The 17,053-nt window shown below is 71.6% G+C and carries 15 protein-coding genes; 10 read left to right on the top strand and 5 right to left on the bottom strand.

Annotated elements, in window-relative coordinates:
* Positions 1-138 precede the first annotated feature (138 nt).
* Positions 139-1,161 (top strand): alpha/beta hydrolase, encoded by a 1,023-nt coding sequence (locus ACQEV1_RS05260; RefSeq protein ID WP_433391835.1) that lies wholly within the window; start codon positions 139-141, stop codon positions 1,159-1,161.
* Positions 1,158-1,460, top strand: a complete 303-nt coding sequence (locus ACQEV1_RS05255) for a hypothetical protein (protein ID WP_433391832.1) — start codon at positions 1,158-1,160, stop codon at positions 1,458-1,460. The genes ACQEV1_RS05260 and ACQEV1_RS05255 overlap by 4 nt, the downstream gene beginning before the upstream one ends.
* Here the strand turns inward: ACQEV1_RS05255 and ACQEV1_RS05250 are convergent.
* Entirely contained in the window at positions 1,354-2,589 is a 1,236-nt protein-coding gene (locus tag ACQEV1_RS05250) for a GAF domain-containing sensor histidine kinase (protein WP_433405845.1), read from the bottom strand. The two genes, ACQEV1_RS05255 and ACQEV1_RS05250, sit on opposite strands and share 107 nt — an antisense overlap.
* A gap of 192 nt (positions 2,590-2,781) precedes the next feature.
* Positions 2,782-2,970 (bottom strand): hypothetical protein, encoded by a 189-nt coding sequence (locus ACQEV1_RS05245; RefSeq protein WP_285575352.1) that lies wholly within the window; start codon positions 2,968-2,970, stop codon positions 2,782-2,784.
* A 348-nt stretch (positions 2,971-3,318) separates the two neighbouring features.
* On the opposite strand from ACQEV1_RS05245, the gene ACQEV1_RS05240 reads away from it, so the two are divergent.
* Together ACQEV1_RS05240 and mgtA are read left to right on the top strand one after the other, a co-directional pair.
* Positions 3,319-3,672, top strand: a complete 354-nt coding sequence (locus ACQEV1_RS05240; RefSeq protein ID WP_285632985.1) for an ArsR/SmtB family transcription factor — start codon at positions 3,319-3,321, stop codon at positions 3,670-3,672.
* Positions 3,656-6,385, top strand: coding sequence for a magnesium-translocating P-type ATPase (mgtA, locus tag ACQEV1_RS05235; protein WP_433391827.1), 2,730 nt, complete (start codon positions 3,656-3,658; stop codon positions 6,383-6,385). Before ACQEV1_RS05240 ends, mgtA begins: the two co-directional genes overlap by 17 nt.
* On the opposite strand, the gene ACQEV1_RS05230 is transcribed toward mgtA, so the two are convergent.
* Complete coding sequence (locus ACQEV1_RS05230; protein ID WP_433391825.1) at positions 6,345-7,337, bottom strand: dipeptidase; 993 nt, start codon at positions 7,335-7,337, stop codon at positions 6,345-6,347. The two genes, mgtA and ACQEV1_RS05230, sit on opposite strands and share 41 nt — an antisense overlap.
* A 308-nt stretch (positions 7,338-7,645) precedes the next feature.
* On the opposite strand from ACQEV1_RS05230, the gene ACQEV1_RS05225 reads away from it, so the two are divergent.
* From ACQEV1_RS05225 to ACQEV1_RS05205, 5 genes are all read left to right on the top strand, one after another.
* Entirely contained in the window at positions 7,646-8,983 is a 1,338-nt protein-coding gene (locus tag ACQEV1_RS05225; RefSeq protein WP_433391823.1) for a hemolysin family protein, read from the top strand.
* Positions 8,980-9,996: a hemolysin family protein gene (locus ACQEV1_RS05220; RefSeq protein ID WP_285632997.1), complete on the top strand. Its 1,017-nt coding sequence runs from the start codon at positions 8,980-8,982 to the stop codon at positions 9,994-9,996. Before ACQEV1_RS05225 ends, ACQEV1_RS05220 begins: the two co-directional genes overlap by 4 nt.
* A gap of 14 nt (positions 9,997-10,010) precedes the next feature.
* Positions 10,011-11,348 (top strand): acyltransferase family protein, encoded by a 1,338-nt coding sequence (locus ACQEV1_RS05215; protein WP_433391820.1) that lies wholly within the window; start codon positions 10,011-10,013, stop codon positions 11,346-11,348.
* Between the two features lie 482 nt (positions 11,349-11,830).
* Complete coding sequence (locus ACQEV1_RS05210) at positions 11,831-12,454, top strand: TetR/AcrR family transcriptional regulator (RefSeq protein WP_433391818.1); 624 nt, start codon at positions 11,831-11,833, stop codon at positions 12,452-12,454.
* A 46-nt stretch (positions 12,455-12,500) separates the two neighbouring features.
* Entirely contained in the window at positions 12,501-13,697 is a 1,197-nt protein-coding gene (locus ACQEV1_RS05205; protein WP_433391815.1) for an acyltransferase family protein, read from the top strand.
* 16 nt (positions 13,698-13,713) lie between these two features.
* Here ACQEV1_RS05205 and ACQEV1_RS05200 read toward each other — a convergent pair whose 3' ends face one another.
* Both ACQEV1_RS05200 and ACQEV1_RS05195 read right to left on the bottom strand, forming a co-directional pair.
* Positions 13,714-14,925: an RNA polymerase sigma factor gene (locus ACQEV1_RS05200; RefSeq protein ID WP_433391812.1), complete on the bottom strand. Its 1,212-nt coding sequence runs from the start codon at positions 14,923-14,925 to the stop codon at positions 13,714-13,716.
* Positions 14,922-15,293: a YciI family protein gene (locus ACQEV1_RS05195; RefSeq protein ID WP_285575335.1), complete on the bottom strand. Its 372-nt coding sequence runs from the start codon at positions 15,291-15,293 to the stop codon at positions 14,922-14,924. Before ACQEV1_RS05195 ends, ACQEV1_RS05200 begins: the two co-directional genes overlap by 4 nt.
* 217 nt (positions 15,294-15,510) lie before the next feature.
* On the opposite strand from ACQEV1_RS05195, the gene ACQEV1_RS05190 reads away from it, so the two are divergent.
* On the top strand, positions 15,511-17,004 hold the full coding sequence (locus tag ACQEV1_RS05190) for an MFS transporter (protein WP_285633015.1): 1,494 nt from the start codon (positions 15,511-15,513) through the stop codon (positions 17,002-17,004).
* Positions 17,005-17,053: the final 49 nt, after the last annotated feature.

Genomic DNA, 17,053 nt, shown 5'->3' with positions numbered 1-17,053 from the left:
ATGATGGCATAGTGCAATAGTTCGCAATCCGGTTCCCGCCTCAGGCGAACGTGTGGATCTCCCGGCCCGTTGACGCCGGTGCTCCGAGTACCGCACGGACATTCCCTACCACGCAGACCTGATCGGTGGTGCGGCGCAATGAGCGCTTCCCAGAACCAGGCCGCGGCGGACCTCCATGACCAGGCCGCGGTCGATCTTCCTTCCCCGGGCCGGCAGGCCCGGATCCTGACCGAGATGATGCGCCTCGGATGGCGCCCGTTGCTCGATCACATCCCGGGCCGGCTCATGACCCCCTTGATGATCCGGACCGCCTTCGCGACCGGCGCGCTCCTGGTCCGCCCGGACTCCCGTGCCCGGGTGCGGCGGTTCAGCGCCACGGCGCGCGGGCCCGGATCGACGGCCCCGCGCACGATCACCGGGGAATGGGTCCGCCCCCGCGATCCGGACGAGGGAGTCGTGCTCTACCTGCACGGCGGCGGTTACAGCTTCTGCTCCCCGCGGACCCACCGGGTGATCACCGGGCGGCTGGCGGCGACGTCCGGGCTCCGCGTTCTCGCCCCCCGCTACCGGCTCGCTCCCGAGCATCCCTACCCGGCGGCGTTCGACGACGCCATGGACTGCTACCTCTGGCTCCTGGACCAGGGAGTGCCGGCCGGACGGGTCGTCATCGCCGGCGACTCCTCCGGCGGCCATCTCGCCGCCGCGGTCGCCATCGAGGCCTGCCGGTCGGACACGCCCGTACCGGCCGGCGTCGTGCTGTTCTCCCCCTGGGTGGACCTCAGCTGCGAGCGGCTGGCACAGATCGACCGGTCCAAGCGGGACCCCTTCATCAGCCCGGTCGTGGCACAGCGGTGCGGACTGCAGTACGCGGGCGGCCACGGCTGGTCCGGTCCGGGGCTCTCGCTCCTGAACTGCGACGGCCTGACACTGCCGCCGTTCCTCATCCAGGTGGGTGGCGCGGAGGCCATGCGCGAGGAGATCGAGCAGTTCGCCGGGGTCCTGACCGAGGCCGGCACGTCATGTGAACTCCAGGTCTGGCCCGGCCAGATCCACGTCTTCCAGGCCTTCAACCGCCTGCTGCCGGCCGCGCGGGAGGCGATGAACGACGCGGCCCGGTTCATCCGGACGTCAGTGGAGACACCCCAGGAGACGGAGACATGAGGTCGCTGAAATTCCGTGCGCTCGTCACCCTCGACCCGGACACCGAACGGACGTCGAGTGCCGTCCGCAGGCTCGTCGTACGGGCTCACCGCCACCGGCCGGAAGGCGTGAGAGCCTTCAACGCCGTGGTCATCACCGACGACCAGGAGCCGCTGCGGGCGGGAGACACCCACCACGTCGTCACCATGACGATCACCGAGGAGGAGGCACTCGACCTCCTTCGCCCCGGCGACCGCTTCGAGCTGTGGAGCGACCACCGGCTCGGGCACGGCGTCGTCTCACGGCGGGTCTTCGTCTGACCGTGCTCGCGGCCCCGGACGGCCCGGATAACCCGGCGTCGATCGGGATCGAGGTGGTGAACGTCGTGCCACGGCCCGGCGGGCTCGTGAGGCACATGCTGCCCCCGAGCGCCTCGACCCGGTCGCGCAGGCCGATGAGCCCCGTTCCCCGCACGGGGTCGGCGCCGCCGACCCCGTCGTCGTGGACCGACAGCCGCAGGACCGCGCCGTCCGTACGGAGATCGACCTCGATCCGGCTCGGGTTCGCGTGCTTCACCGCGTTGGTCAGCGCCTCGCAGACCGAGTAGTACACCGTCACCTCGACGCGGTCTCCGAGTCTCCGGCCGACCTCCACGGTGACGATGACCGGCACGGCCGAACGACGGGCGAGCGTGTTCAGGGCCGCCTCCAGTCCGCCCCGCGACAGGATCGCCGGGTGGATGCCCCGCGCGATCTCCCGCAGGTCGTCGACGATGCTCATCAGGCTCCGCACCGCCTGTGACAGGCGTTCCCGCAGGCATTCGTCCGCCGGGGACACGTCGGACTCGGCGAGCCGCAGTTCAACGCCGAGGGCGATGAGCCGCTGCTGTACGCCGTCGTGCAGGTCGCGCTCGAGGCGGCGCCGGGCCTCGTCGCCGGCGGCGACGACGCGGGCGCGCGAGGCCGTGAGCTCGGCGCGACTCTCGCTGCTGGTGATCGCGGTGGCCACGAGGACGGCGAAGTCGTACATCCACTCCTCCACCTCGTCCCGCGGTTCACCGCCGTCCCAGCAGGCGACCAGCAGACCCCAAACGCTTCCCCCGGCCACGATGGGACTGCCGATCGCCGAGCGGATGCGCCGGTTCCGTCTCGACCGGACGGTCGAACCGTTCGCTGGGTCGTACGTCCCGATCTGCGCCATGGCGCGGCCGGTCCGGAGCACTCGGTCCGGGATGCTCCCCTCCCGCAGCGGCCCGCGCTCGCCGACCGCCGGCCACACCTCCGGGTCGCGGTGCCGGCTCCAGGAGCCGACGACGATCGTGGACTCGTCGTTCTCGTAGCGCTGTACGGCCGCGTACTCCACCTTCAGCAGCGGGCCCATCTCGTTCGCGAGTTCGTTGAAGACCTGGAACGCCGGTGTCCCGCGGGCGACGAGTGGAACGGGACGCACGACGCTCAAGTTCTCCCCCTTCACGCGGCAGTGGAGGACTCGCGGGTACGGGAGAGCGGACGCCGCCACCCTCGTCCGCGTCCTGAAGAGCCGCGGCCTGCGCCGTGCTCGCCGGTCGTTGCGCCGGCGCCGGTGAGCGGCGCAGGCCGCGTCACCTCGTCACTCGCGGTGCGCCGGGCACCGCGGAGCGGATCAGCGGCGGTACAGAGTGACCCAGGCGTGCTCGAGAAGGTCACCGATGACGAGCAGGCCGTTGAAGATCCAGAAGGTCATCGCGGCACGGACGTTACGCTGCCGTCGCACGGCGGATCGCCACGCGAGGCTGGGTCGCGGCTCCGCCCACGACCGGTGGGAGAACTCCTCCACCTGAGTGCTCGGCACGATCGACTCGCCCCCTTTCACAGAGTCTCGTGGTGGCCAGGCGGTACACGTAGGAACGTTGCTGAGGTGGTCCTCGGATGCGTCGCGGTCGCGACGCCGATGAGTCGTGGTGCTCGGTTGTCTCGCTGGTCTGATACCCGTATGAGCCGTCGGCGGCCGTCTCCCCGTGTCGCAAAGACGATCTCGTCTATCTATGACGGTCACGCCCTGCTGATGGTTCAGTCTATTTTCGACACTTGCACAAGTCGACAAGTATTCGGACCGCCGCTCCGTGCGGTCCGGTTGCGCCGCTCCGGTCCGCTCCGGAAGGCTGGTCACCGGCACAGCACGGGCGTGGGAGGTGGGGTCGTGGCGGACACCGAGACCGGCGAGCCGCCGTACCTGTCGCCCGAGCTGCTTCAGGACATGGCGGGCACGTTCGGTCTGCTCGCCTCGACGATGCGGCTGCACATCGTGTGGGTGCTCGCCCACGGAGAGTGCGACGTGGGCACCATCGCGGCGCAGGTCGGCGGCACCGTGCCCACGGTGAGCCACCACCTGGCGAAGCTGAAGCTCGCCGGTCTGGTCCGGTCCCGCCGCGAGGGACGTCACCAGGTCTACCTCGTCGACGACCCGCACATCGTGACGATCGTGCGGCAGATGGTCGACCGGATGAGGGACCAGACCGCGGGCACGAGGCGCCGTCGTGGCGTCGGCGCCTGAGCCTCTCGCCGCCCTTCCCACACCGGCCGGCGCGGCCGGTGCGTCTCGGCTGCCCACCGTGCGCGGCCGGCTCGCCGACTTCGCCTCGATGCCGGTGCACCAGGTGCTGCGCCGGCTGGAGACCGGACCGCGCGGCCTCCTGGAGGAGGCGGCCCAGGCCCGGCTCGAACACTACGGCGACAACGTCATCACCGGGACGGGACGGCCGCGCCGGGCACCCCAGGTCCTGCGCGCGCTCACGAACCCGTTCGTGATGATCCTGTACGTCCTCGGCGCCGTGTCAGCGGCACTGGGCGCATACGGCGCGACCACGGTGATCAGCGTCATGGTGCTGATCAGCTGCTGGCTGCAGGTCCGCCAGGAACACCGCTTCGACCGGGTCGCCGCCACGTTGCGGGCGATGGTGGTCACCACGGCCACGGTCGTACGCCGCGCGTCGGCGCAGGCGCCGCCGGTGGCGCGGGAGCTCCCGGTCGATCAGCTCGTCCCCGGCGACGTCGTGCGCCTCGGCCCGGGAGACATGGTGCCCGCCGACGTACGCGTGCTGCGGTCGACGGACCTGCGGGTGGACCAGGCGGTGCTGACCGGGGAGTCGGTCCCCGTGGTCAAGCAGGCCGCGTACGGCACCGGCGCGCCGTACCGGGAGCAGGACGGCGACCTGGGCACCTTCGACTGCCCGGTGCTGGGCTTCATGGGCAGCACGGTCAGCGCCGGAACGGCGACGGCGGTGGTGATGGCGACCGGCGGGTCGACCTACTTCGGCGCGATGCACGCGCAGCTGGCCCCGCGCCGGGCCGAGACCGCGTTCGACCGTGGCGTCAAGGGCGTGTCCCGCGCGCTGATCGGGCTGATGCTCGTGTGCGCGCCGCTGGTGTTCGCCGTGAACGCCGGCGTGCACGGGGTCCGGCTCGCCGCGCTGTGGTTCGCGATCTCCGTCGCGGTGGGGCTGACGCCGGAGATGTTGCCGGTCATGGTCAGCACGGCCCTCGCCCGGGGAGCCAAGGCCGGCCTCCGCCACAAAGTGGTCATCAAGCGGCTGCCCGCGCTGCACAACCTCGGCGCCGTCGGCGTGCTGTGCATGGACAAGACCGGCACTCTCACCCACGACCAGCTCGGCATCGAGTGCCACGTCGACCCGTACGGCCGCCCCGACGACGACGTGCTGCGGTGGGCGGCGATCAACAGTGTCGGCACCACCCAGACCGAGGAGGCCTCGCCGGTCAACGACCTCGACGAGGCCCTCCTGGCCCATGCCGAACAGGCGGGCGTGCCCACGGAGGGCTGGATCGCCACCGAGGCCGTCCCGTTCGACGCGGCGCGCCGCAGCAGCAGCGTCGTGGTGCGGCACGGTCACCGGCCCGGCACCGAGACGCTCATCACCAAGGGCGCGGTCGAACAGGTCCTGCCGCAGTGCACGCGCCTGCGCGTGGCCGGCGACGACCTGCCGATGAGCGCGGCGGACCACCGCCGCCTGCGCGAACTCGCCGACCGCCACGCCGCCGACGGCGTACGGATGCTCGCCGTCGCCATCGCCGACCGCCGGCCGTTCCGGCCGGCGCCCGACCAGGACCTGACGCTGGTCGGGTTCGTCGGCTTCCGCGACCAGCCGCGGGACTCCGCCCGCGCCGCGCTGGCCGCCCTGGCCGAGCGGGGCGTCGCCGTGAAGGTGCTCACCGGCGACCATCCGCTGGTCGCGGCGCGGATCTGCCGGGACGCGGGCATCGCCCCGGGCCGTACCGTGCTCGGCGAGGAGATCGCCGACCTCGACGAGCCGGTGCTGAGCGAACTCGCCGCGCGCACCACGGTCTTCGCCCGCATCGACCCGGAGCAGAAGGCCCGCATCGTCCGCGCCCTACGGGCGTCCGGGCACGTCGTGGGCTTCCTCGGCGACGGCGTCAACGACGCGGGCGCGCTGCGGGACGCCGACGTGGGGATCACCGTCGAGAGCGCCGTCGACATCGCACGAGAGTCGGCGGACGTGGTGCTCCTGGGCGACGACCTGCACGCGGTGGCCGAGGCCGTCACCGAGGGACGGCGCACGTTCGGCAACATCAAGAAGTACCTGGAGATCACCATCTCCTCGAACTTCGGCAACGTGCTGTCGATGCTGGCGGCGAGCATCCTGCTCCCGTTCCTGCCGATGCTGCCGATGCAGATCCTGGTCCAGAACCTGTGCTTCGACCTGTGCCTGCTCCCGCTCGCCTTCGACCACGTCGACCGGCGCGCCCTCCGCCGCCCGCAGACCTTCGACCCCCGCCGTCTCACCCGGTTCGTCCTGCTCCTGGGCCCGGCCAACACCTTGGCCGACCTCACCGCGTTCGCGATCCTGTTGCACGTCACCGGCGGCCATCCCGGCTCGGCCGCCCAGGCGCTGTTCCACACCGGCTGGTTCTTCGAGAACCTGCTGACCCAGGCGGCGGCCGTCCACCTCCTGCGCGACCGCCGCCCACCGTCCCACCGCAACCGCGCGGCGCTGCCGGTGTTCGCGGGCACGGTGGCCATCACGACGGTCGCGACCTGCCTGCCGCTGTCCCCGCTCGCCGCACCGCTGGCGATGCGTTCCCTGCCGGGGTTCTGCCTGCTGTCGCTGACGCTCGTCGTGGCCCTGTACTGCGTCCTGATCAGCGCGGCGAAAGCGCTGTGGCACAAGATCGACGCAAGGCAGTCTGAGTCTACTCCCGCGGGTTCCATGCCTGACGTGCGACGCGCATGAAGTTGCCGCCGAGGATGCCGGTGATCGCCTCGTCGGGATAGCCGCGGTCGGCGAGGACGGCCGCGAGCGGGGACAGCGTCTCGGGTTCGACGAAACGAATCGGCCCCCAGCGCGTGTAGCTCTCGGGGAACAGGTCCGCGTTCTCGGTGAACTCGCGGTTGAAATCGCCGATGTCGAAGGGGTAGTCGGTGCCGATGCCGACGTGGTCCGGTCCAACGAGTTCGACCGCGTACTCCACGTGGCGGAGCAGCGCATCGAGGCTGATGTCGTTGGGACCGAGGAAGATCCCCACGCCGGTGATGCCGATCACCCCGCCGGTCGCGGCACAGGCCCTGGCCTGTTCGTCGGTGATGTTGCGCTCGTGCTCCCAGACCGACCGCATGCACGTGTGGCTGTAGATGACCGGCCCGGTGGAGACCTCGCACAGGTCGAGCCCGGTCCGGATGCTGGAGTGCGAACCGTCGGCGACCATGCCCACCCGGTTCATCTCTCGCGCCATCGCTCGCCCGTACGCGGTCAGGCCCTGATCGTCGGCGTCCATGCATCCTGATCCAGCCGCGTTCCGGTAGTTGTAGGCGGGAACCAGCGTCCGGACCCCCAGCCGGTGATAGCGCTCGACCATGTCGAGCCGGCCGTCGAGGGGGTTGGCGTCCTCCAGATCGAAGGCGACGGCCAGCCGGCCGGACTCCTGTGCGGTGACCACGTCCGCCGCCGATCCGGCGAGCACGAAACGCTGGTCGGCGGAGAGTTGCCGCCGGAACGACTCGAGGATCGCAAGCGTCGAGCCGGCGTCATTCGGTGCGTAGCCGACGTTGACGGAGACGAAACTCGCTCCGATCTCCAGGAACCGCAGGAGGTCGCGGACGTCGGCATCGGGCGTCAGCGGGAGGCAGCAGTGCTGATCCCACAGCCCCGGCAGGTCACTCGACATTTCGTCTCTCGCGTTGGTCACCTGATCCATCCTGCCCCGACCACGCTCGCCGGTGGGCGGAGGAGGGAGCCGGCCCGGGGGCGTCGACGCCCGACGCTTGAACAGTTGCGCAACCGTACAATAAATTGCGACGCTGATCAGATGGCCCCCCGCGTGCGGTCCCTCCCCGGACTGCTCGACACCCCCGGGGCCTGGTGACCTGCGAGGATGAGCTCTCACGGCGGTACGCTGCAAAGGAATCACCTGCCGCTCCGCCGTCGAACGGCTCTGGACAGGAGGAGTTCGGTGTCCGCTTCGTCGGACCCCGGTCATAGACCCGGGACCGGGTCATGCTGAGCGCGCTGACCGGGCTCGCCGCAGTGCTGGCCCTGACCGTCGCCACGGGCTACTTCGTGGCGCAGGAGTTCTCGTTCGTCACCGCCGACCGGGCCCGGCTCGCCGCGGACGCGGGGCGCGGCGACACGCGGGCACGGCGCGCCCTGGCCGTGATGGGGCGGCTGTCGTTCATGCTGTCCGGCGCGCAGCTGGGCATCACCATCACCGCGCTGGTCGTCGGGTTCATCGCCGAGCCCGCGACGTCGGCGCTGATCGAACCGGTCCTTGACGGGCTGGGCGTGCCGGACACGGCCGCGGGTCCCGCCGCGCTGGCCCTCGGCTTCGTCCTGGCCACCATCGTGCAGATGGTCCTCGGTGAGCTTCTGCCCAAGAACCTGGCGCTCACCCGCGCCGAACCCCTGGCCAAGGCCCTGGCCGCCTCGACGCTGGCCTACCTGGCGATCGCGGGGCCGGTGATCCGGCTGTTCGACACCGCCTCCACCCGGCTGCTGCGCCTGGCCGGAGTGGAACCGGTCGAAGAGCTCTCGCACGGGGCGACGCTGACCGAGCTGGGCGACATCATCGGCGAGTCGCACCGGTCCGGCCGGATCCCCGCCGACCTGTCGGTGCTGCTGGAACGCGCGCTGACCTTCGGGGAGCGCACCGCCGCCGAGGTCATGGTGCCGCGCCCCGACGTCGTCGCCGTCCCCGCCGACGCCACCGTCGGCCGTCTCAAGGAGCTGATCGCCGAGACCGGCCACACGAACTACCCCGTCTACGACCGCGACATCGACGACGTGATCGGGATCGCCGGGGTCCGGGAGATCGCGCCGCCCGGCACCTCCGACGACCGGCTCGTCACCGACCTCGTACGTCCCGCGCTCCTGCTGCCCGCGACCGTCCCTCTGCACCTCGTCCTCGGCCGGATGCGCGAGGCGCACGAGGAGTTCGCCGCCGTCGTCGACGAGTACGGCGGGCTCGCCGGCATCCTGACGTTCGAGGACATCGCGGAACAGCTCGTCGGCCAGATCGCCGACGAGAACGACGCCCTGATGCCCGCCCCGACCCCGGCCGGGGGCGTCTGGAGGCTGCCGGCCGCGCTGCGGATCGCCCAGGTACGCGACGTCACCGGCCTGGCGCTGCCCGACGACCCGGCCTACGACAGTCTCAGCGGGCTCTTCATGGCGCATCTGGGCCGGCTGCCAGGGGTCGGCGACCGCGTCGAGGTCGAGGTGGAGCCGCGGCACGGTCCGCCGTCGCACGCCGAGCTCGAGGTGCTGAGCGTCCGCCGGCGCGTGCCCCGCACCATCGCGATGCGTCTGCTCACCACGGCGCGGGAGGAGAGCCGATGAACCTGCCGGCCTCCCTCGCGATCACGATCCTGCTGCTGGCGGGCAACGCGTTCTTCGTCGGCGCGGAGTTCGCGCTCGTCGCCGCCCGGCGCGTACGGCTCGAACGCGACGCCGCCCGCGGCAGCCGTACGGCCAGGGCCGCAGTCGCCGGGATCGACGAACTGTCCCTCATGCTCGCCGGCGCCCAGCTCGGCATCACCATGTGCTCGCTCGGCCTCGGCGCCGTCACCGAACCGGCGTTCGAGCACATCCTCGACCCGCCGCTGGAGGCCGTCGGCGCGCCCGGGGCGGTACGTCATCCGATCGCGTTCGTCGTCGCGCTGGCCGTCGTGACCTTCCTGCACATGGTCGTCGGTGAGATGGTGCCCAAGTCCTGGGCCATCACCGACCCCGAGCGTTCCGCCCGGACGCTCGCCGTGCCCTTCCGCGCCTTCACCCGGGTCGCCCGGCCGTTGATCGCCGCGCTCAACGGCGTCACGAACGCGCTGCTGCGGCTGGTCCGCGTCCGTCCGACGGCCGAGGCCGACTCTCACGCCGACCCGCAACGCCTGTCCCACCTGATCACCGAGTCGCGTCGCCTCGGCCTCATCGGCCGGGCCGAGCACGCCCTTCTCGGCCGGGCCATCGCCACGCACGAGGCGACCATCACCCACCTGGTCGTCCCGGCGGACGACGTCGCCGCCGTGCCCGCCGACGCCGACGCCGAGCGGATCCGCCGTACCTCCGCCGACCACGGGCACACCCGGATCCTCGTCCGCGCCGACGGCCGGGGCATCGCCGGCATGCTCCACGTACGCGAGGCCGTCACCGGTCCGACCGCGGGCGGGCGCGCCGCCGACATGATGTACCCCGTTCCCACGCTCCCTCCGGACTGCGGCGTGCTCGACGCCCTCACCACCATGCGGAACGCCCGCGCCCAGCTCGCCGTCGTCGCCACCGCCGACAACCCCTTCGTCGGCCTGGTGAGCCTCGATGACCTGCTCAGCGAGCTGCTGACCGCCAACCCCCACTGACGGGAACGCCGCCGATGAGCCGAGTTCCTGTCTTTTCCCGCCCCTTCCGTCGCGCCGGGCCGGCCGCCGCGGGCGGGCCGAAGCGCCTGGTCTGGCTGGACCTGCTCCGCGGGATCGCCGCGATGGTCGTCGCCCTGCACCACGCCACCTACTACTTCACGCCCGGATGGCGCGCGGGCCTGCGGCTGTGGTTCGACCCCGGCCTGTACGGCGTGCTGGTGTTCTTCCTGGTCAGCGGCTACATCATTCCCGCGTCCCTCGAACGGCACGGTCAGGTGCGGGGCTTTTGGATCAGCCGGCTGCTGCGCATCTACCCGCTGCTGACGGTCGCGTGCGTGATCACGGTGCTGCCGTTCCTGCTGGGCGTCCGCGGGTTGCGGGCCGGGCTGGAGCAGTACCGGCCCGCGACCGCCGTCCTGGCGCATCTGACGATGCTGCAGGACGTGCTCGCCGTGCCGAACGTCATCAACGTCCTGTGGACGCTGTCGTACGAGATGGCCTTCTACCTGCTGGTCGTCGCGCTGTTCGTGGTCGGCGCGCACCGGCGCTCGGCGCCCGTCGCCGTCGTGCTGGTGGCCGGCGCCGTGGTGGCCGGCGGGCTGCTGCCGATGGCCGCCCTGTCGACGAGAGCAGGCGTCGGGCCGATCGTCGCGCTCGCCGCGCTGACCATGGCCGCCGCCGTCCTCGCGGCCGTCTCGTCCCGGCCGGCCCTGCGCACGGCGGGCGGACTGCTCGGCGGCGCGCTGGCCCTCACCCTGGTCAGCGTGAACAGCCGGGTCGGCGCGTGGCAGGGGCTGGCCATCCTCGCGGTGATGTTCACCGGCACCGTCCTCTACCGCGCCGAGCACGGCCAGATCCGCCGGCGTACGGCCGCGGCGGCGACCGCCCTCGTTCTGGCCGGCGCCGTCGCCGCGGCCGTATGGCACGCCGACGTCAGCATGTCGGAGGCGCAGGCGGACGCGTTCGGCGCCTACTGGACCTGGTCGATCGTGCTGGCGGGCGTCACGTTCGCGGCGGGGTGGGCGCTGCGGCACCGCCGCATTCCTCGTGGGCTCGCCGGGCTGGGGAAGATCAGCTTCTCCCTGTACCTCCTCCATCCCGTGCTGCTGATGGTCTCCGACCAGCTCGGCGGCACACCCGACCACGACGACGTGCTTCGTCTCCTCGTCTTCGTCCTCGTGCTGATCGGGGCCAGCACGCTGACCTACCGCTATGTCGAAGTGCCCTTCCAGCGCCTCGGACGGCGTCTGGGCCGCCGCTCGCGCGACGCCCGTCCGAGGTCGACCGCCACGCCCGCGCCACCGCCGGCGGAGTCACGGCCGACCCCGGAACCTCCCGTCACCAGCAGATGATCTACGGCGCCGGTGAAAGCCGATTCACTCCTATTCCTGCGGGCTGAACAGGAGACAGAACAGGGCGGCGGCCAACAGGACCACGGCGCATGCACGAGGGTGGTCTGCATGGCGTTGACGAAGCCGATGGCGAAGGTGCCGGTGGTGACGCGCTCGTACAGGCCGGCCGTGGCGGGGTTCAGGCCGCCGGGCGGCGTGGGCGGACCGTAGTGTCGCGCGGCGGCGGTGGTGTCGTCGATGAACCGGGCCCCGCAGATTCTCCGGTAGCCGACCGGCGCGCTTTTCGGCCTCTCTGGGCAAGACGGAGGAGAGGCGGGCCGCCAGCAGGGCGCCCAGCACGGCGGTGCCAAGGACACCGCCGATCTGCCGGGTGGTGCTGGAAACGCCGGCGGCCGGCAGTGTCATCCCGGCCGTCACGATGTACTTGCCGCCGAACCTGTCCGACGGCCGGCCGGTGGTCTAGCAGCCGATAATCTGCGGGCATGCGGGCGCCGGCGAAGGCTGATCTGACGGGACGAGCGCGGCTGCGCCAGGCGGCGCTGGAGCTGTTCGCCGAGCACGGGTTCGAGGCGACCTCGACGCGTGCGGTGGCGGCCGCCGCCGGGCTGTCGCCGGCGCTGGTGACGCGACACTTCGGCTCCAAAGAGGGGTTGCGTGCCGCGGTCGACGAGCACGTGCTCGACCAGATGACCGAGGCGCTGCGCGGGCTCGCGGCCGAGGGGGCGGAGAAGCGCGACCTGATGACCTCGCTGGGCGAGGTCTCCGCCCGGCTGTTCGGCTCGGATCCGGTGCTGCGCGGCTACCTGCGGCACGCCCTGCTGGAGGACGGGGGCACGGGCTCCGTCCTGTTCGGGCATCTCCTGCGTGGCGCCCGCCGGGAGTTGGAGCGGCTATCGGCGGCGCACGGCGGACAGACGCCGCCGGATGACGAGTGGGCGCCGTTCCAGATCCTGTTCCTGGTGCTGGGTCCGCTCCTGCTGGAGCCGGTGATGCGGCCCAACCTCGAAGAACCGCTGTTCGCGCCCGAGGTCCTCGCCCGCCGCAGCGCGGCCAACCAGCGGTTGCTGCTGCGCGGCCTCTACGGCCACCCGGAGGAGGAAAGCTAGGGTTGACCCCAGCGCGTGGTGTACAGCTGTTTACTAACGTGAACGCATGTACACCTCGACCGAAGCGCCGCCGCGATCGGCGGTCCGCCCTCGCCTCGCCTGGCTGGACAACCTCCGCGTCGCGCTGACCGTACTCGTCGTCCTCCACCACGCCGCCCAGGCGTACGGCCCCGCCGACTGGTGGTACGTCCGCGACCAGCCGCGCAGCGGGATACTCGCGACGCTGTCCGCCCTGGACGGCGCCTTCTTCATGAGCCTCTTCTTCTTCGTGTCCGCGGTGTTCGTCCCGGGCTCCCACGACCGCCGTGGCGGGTGGACCTTCTTCCGGGGGCGGCTGCTCCGGCTCGGCGTCCCGCTGGTCGTCGGCGCGCTGACGATCGTGCCGGGGCTGATGTACGCCTACTACCGGCACTACCGCGGCTATCCGCCGATCTCCTACCCGCGCTACTTCGCCGACGTCTACCTCGGCCTGGGCGACCGGCCCGCGGACTGGAGCGGGCCGAGCTGGCCCGACCTGCAGTTCGGCCACCTGTGGTTCATCCAGAACCTGCTCGCCTACAGCCTCCTGTACCTGCTGTGCCGCCAGGCCGCCCGGCTGCTGTCGCGGGGTCGCCGTGGCGCCCGCCCGGCGCGACCGGTCCCCGGCCACCGGTCGCTGGTCCTGCTCACCCTGGCGGTGGCCGCGGCCACGTACGTCATCCGGATCCACTACCCGCTGGACACCTGGGTGCCGGTGCTCGACCTCCTTCAGGTCGAGCCGGCCCGGGTGCCGCAGTACGCGGCCTTCTTCATCCTCGGCGTGCTCGCCGACCGGTACGGCTGGCTGGAGCGCTTCCCCGCCCGTACGGGATGGGTCTGGCTGGCCGGCGGCCTCGGCGGAGCCGCCGTGCTGTTCGCCGTCGGATCGGACGCCTCGTGCTTCGGCGCGGGCGGCGTCACCTGGCCGGCCGCGCTGTGGGCGCTGGTGGACAGCGCGCTGTGCGTGTCGCTGTGCGTCGGGCTGCTCACGCTCTTCCGCGAGACGCTGGGCGGCACCGGCCCGCTCCGCCGGGAACTGGCCGCCGGCTCGTACACCGTCTACATCGTCCATCTCCCCGTGGTGGTGATCCTGCAATACGCGCTGGCCGACCGGCGGCCGTCCGCGCTCGTCGCCTGGGTGGTGGTGTCGGGAACCGCCGTGCTCGCCGCCTTCCCGCTCGCGGCGGCGCTGCGCCGCCTTCCGGGCGCCCGGCGGGTCCTGTGACCGGTGGCGGGCGGATTCAGGTTCGCACCCGGCCGGCCCGGGACTCCAGGTAGCGCTGCTCGGCGATGCTGGCGGTGGCCTTCGCGGCGCGCCGGTAGTGCTCGTAGGCCCCGGCCGTGTCGCCGATCTTCTCCAGCAGATGCGCCCGTACGGACAGCAGCCGGTGATGCTCGGCCATCCGCTCGTCACCGTCCAGTGTGGACAGCAGGGACAGCCCGGCCTGCGCGCCCTCGGTCTCGGCGAGCGCGATCGCCCGGTTGAGGGTGACCATCGGGTTGGGCGCGATCCGTTCCAGGATCAGGTAGAGGGCGTGCACCTGTGGCCAGTTGGTCTCCTCGGCGGTGGCCGCGTCGGCGTGCGTGGCGGCGATGGCCGCCTGCAGTTGGTAGGGCCCCAGCGCCGGGCCGGCCAGCGACGTCTTGACCAGCTCCAGCCCCTCGTCGATCAGTCCGCGGTCCCACTTCGTACGGTCCTGCTCGTCCAGCGGCACCAGGTCACCGGCCGCCGTCGTGCGGGTCTCCCGGCGGGCGTGGGTCAACAGCATCAGCGCGAGCAACCCGGTCACCTCGCCGTCCTCGGGCAGCTGCGCGTGCACCATCCTGGTCAGCCGGATCGCCTCGCGCGCGAGGTCGGCGCGGTGCAGCTCGCTGCCCGAGGAGGCGGTGTAGCCCTCGTTGAAGATCAGGTAGAGCACGTGCAGGACGACCTGTAGCCGCTCCTCGCGCTCAGCGCCGTCCGGCAGGCTGAACGAGCTGCCGACGGCCTTGATGCGCTGCTTGGCGCGGCTGATCCGGGCCGCCATCGTGGCCTCCGGCACCAGGAACGCCCGGGCGATCTCGGCCGTGGTCAGGCCGCCGACGGCCCGCAGCGTCAGGGCCGTCTGCGAGGCCGCGGTCAGCGTCGGATGGCAGCACAGGAAGAGCAGGACGAGCGTGTCGTCGGTGTCCGGCACCTCTCCGGGCTCCACCTCGGTGGCCTGCGCGGCCTCCCGCTCACGGCGCGCCTGCTCACTGCGCATCTGGTCGATGAGCCGCCGGGACGCGACCGTCACCAGCCAGCCCCGTGGGTTGTCCGGCACGCCCTCGGCCGGCCACTGCACGGTGGCGGCGAGGACGGCCTCCTGCACGGCGTCCTCGCAGGCTTCGAACTGTCCGTGCCGTCGTACCAACGTGCTGAGGACCTGCGGCGTGAGTTCACGCAGCAGGTCCTCGATCGATGGAGCCGTCATGCTTCCAATTGTCCGTCGGCGAACATCACCTGGCGCACCTCGACTCCCAGGCCCTCGATCGCGGCGTCCGGGATCTGCGCCGCCAGCTCGATCGCCCGCTCCTTGCTCTCACAGTCGATCAGGTAGAACCCGCCCAGGAACTCCTTGGCCTCCAGGAAAGGGCCGTCGCTCACCACCGGCTGGCCGTTGCGGACGGACACCACGGCGGCCTGTGACGGGTCGACCAGCGCCTGCGTGGTGATCATCTCGCCGGACTCCTTCAGCGCCTCCATGAACCTGCCGTGGCCCTCTCCGATCGCGGCCTTCTCCTCGTCGGTCAGCGCGTCCAGCACGGCCGGGTTGATGTGCATGCTGATCAAGAACTTCATCTCGTGCTCCTTGTGATTCGCAGGCCCCGTCCGGGCCCTTCGACGGTTGGTCGGGGCCGCCGTCGCCGTCTTGACATCGCCGCCGAGATTTTTTTCATCGCATCGCCCTCACCGCGTCTCGCCTGGCGGACGCAGGAATTTCCACCGTACCGATGTCAAGAAGCTCTCGGCCGCTCCGACCAACCGGTGAACCTCGAGACGACAGGGAGTTCTGGATATGCGAATCAACCGGGCATGGCTGGGAGCGGCCCTCCTCATGCTGCCGACATTGCTCGTCGCGATGGACACGACGGCGCTGCTCCTCGCGCTCCCACGGCTGAGTGCCGACCTGGGGGCCACCAACGTCCAGCAGCTGTGGATCAGTGACGCCTATGGATTCCTGGTGGCCGGCACGGTCATCACGATGGGCACGCTCGGCGACCGGATCGGCCGCCGGCGGCTGCTGCTCATCGGCGCGGCGGCGTTCGCGGTGCTGTCGGTCGTGGCCGCCTTCGCGGTCGACCCGCTGATGCTGATCATCGTGCGCGCGCTGCTCGGCGTCGCCGGCGCGACCCTGGCTCCGTCCACCCTCGCCCTGCTCACCAACATGTTCCGCGACGAACAGCAGCGGGGGAAGGCCATCGCGATCTGGGCGACCTGTCAGTTCACCGGCGGCGCGATCGGGCCGGTACTCGCCGGCTTCCTGCTCCAGCAGTTCTGGTGGGGATCGGTGTTCCTGGCCGCCGTACCGGCGATGGTGCTGCTGGTGCTCGCCGGGCCCGTCCTGCTGCCGGAGTTCCGCAGCGACCAGACCGGCCGGCTGGACCTGGTCAGCGTCGGGCTGTCGCTCGTGGCGGTGCTGTTGATGGTCTACGGCATCAAGCAGCTGACCGTCGACGGTGCGCCGGTCGTGCCGGCGGCGGCCCTCATCGTCGGCGCGGCCATCGGATTCGTGTTCGTCCGCCGGCAGCTGCGGATGGCGACGCCGCTGCTGGACCTGCGGCTGTTCCGCAACCGCCCGTTCACGGCCGTACTCGTCGGGCTGGTCCTCGCCGGCGTCGCCATGGCCGGTACGGGCCTGCTGGTGACGCAGTACCTCCAGAGCGTGCTGGGCTTCTCGCCGTTCGCGTCGGCGGTGCTGTTCGCACCGATGGGCCTGGGCGTGGCGGTCGGCACCATGGCCGCGCCGGCGCTGGCCCGGCGGATGAAGCAGACGACCGCGATCGCCGGCGGGCTGGTGACGTCGGCGCTGGGCAGCCTGCTGCTGGTCGGCGTCGACGGTACGGGCGACCTGCCGCTGGTGATGATCGGCATCGCCGTACTGGCGCTGGGCACCGGCCCGTTGTTCGCGTTGGGCACCGGGATGGTCGTCGGGTCCGTACCGCCGGAGCGCGCCGGCTCGGCGGCGTCCATGTCGGAGACCGGCAACTACTTCGGCGGTTCGCTCGGCTTCGGGCTGCTCGGAGTGGTGGCCGCGGTGGTCTACCGCAGCCGCATGGACGGCAGGTCCGACTCGCTGGCCGGCGCGGTCGCCGCCAGCCGGCACCTTCCCGCCGGCCAGGGCGCGGCCCTGCTGCACAGCGCGCGGCAGGCGTTCACCGCCGGCCTGCACGTCACCGGCGTCGTCGGCGCGGTCCTCTTCGCCGGGCTGGCCGTCCTGGTCCTCACCATGCGCCCGGCGACTCCAGCCGTCCCGGCCGCACTCCCCGACTATGAGGCGACTCGCGCCTAGAGCGGTGACGACGGGTGGCGGAACTCCTCGCCCTCGTCCTGGGACCTCA

Source organism: Actinoallomurus sp. CA-142502, from assembly GCF_050936355.1.
In the GTDB taxonomy this organism is placed as follows: Bacteria; Actinomycetota; Actinomycetes; order Streptosporangiales; family Streptosporangiaceae; genus Actinoallomurus; species Actinoallomurus iriomotensis.
The sequence above is the reverse complement of the archived record's forward strand: the minus strand, read 5'-3'. Positions and strand labels throughout refer to the sequence as shown.

Bases quoted from the DNA above. Each gene is read 5' to 3' on its own strand.
- ACQEV1_RS05260 (WP_433391835.1), top strand. From the start codon at position 139: ATGAGCGCTTCCCAGAACCAGGCCGCGGCGGACCTCCATGACCAGGCC.
- ACQEV1_RS05255 (WP_433391832.1), top strand. From the start codon at position 1,158: ATGAGGTCGCTGAAATTCCGTGCGCTCGTCACCCTCGACCCGGACACC.
- ACQEV1_RS05225 (WP_433391823.1), top strand. From the start codon at position 7,646: ATGCTGAGCGCGCTGACCGGGCTCGCCGCAGTGCTGGCCCTGACCGTC.
- ACQEV1_RS05220 (WP_285632997.1), top strand. From the start codon at position 8,980: ATGAACCTGCCGGCCTCCCTCGCGATCACGATCCTGCTGCTGGCGGGC.
- ACQEV1_RS05215 (WP_433391820.1), top strand. From the start codon at position 10,011: ATGAGCCGAGTTCCTGTCTTTTCCCGCCCCTTCCGTCGCGCCGGGCCG.
- ACQEV1_RS05210 (WP_433391818.1), top strand. From the start codon at position 11,831: ATGCGGGCGCCGGCGAAGGCTGATCTGACGGGACGAGCGCGGCTGCGC.
- ACQEV1_RS05205 (WP_433391815.1), top strand. From the start codon at position 12,501: ATGTACACCTCGACCGAAGCGCCGCCGCGATCGGCGGTCCGCCCTCGC.
- ACQEV1_RS05200 (WP_433391812.1), bottom strand. From the start codon at position 14,925: ATGACGGCTCCATCGATCGAGGACCTGCTGCGTGAACTCACGCCGCAG.
- ACQEV1_RS05195 (WP_285575335.1), bottom strand. From the start codon at position 15,293: ATGAAGTTCTTGATCAGCATGCACATCAACCCGGCCGTGCTGGACGCG.
- ACQEV1_RS05190 (WP_285633015.1), top strand. From the start codon at position 15,511: ATGCGAATCAACCGGGCATGGCTGGGAGCGGCCCTCCTCATGCTGCCG.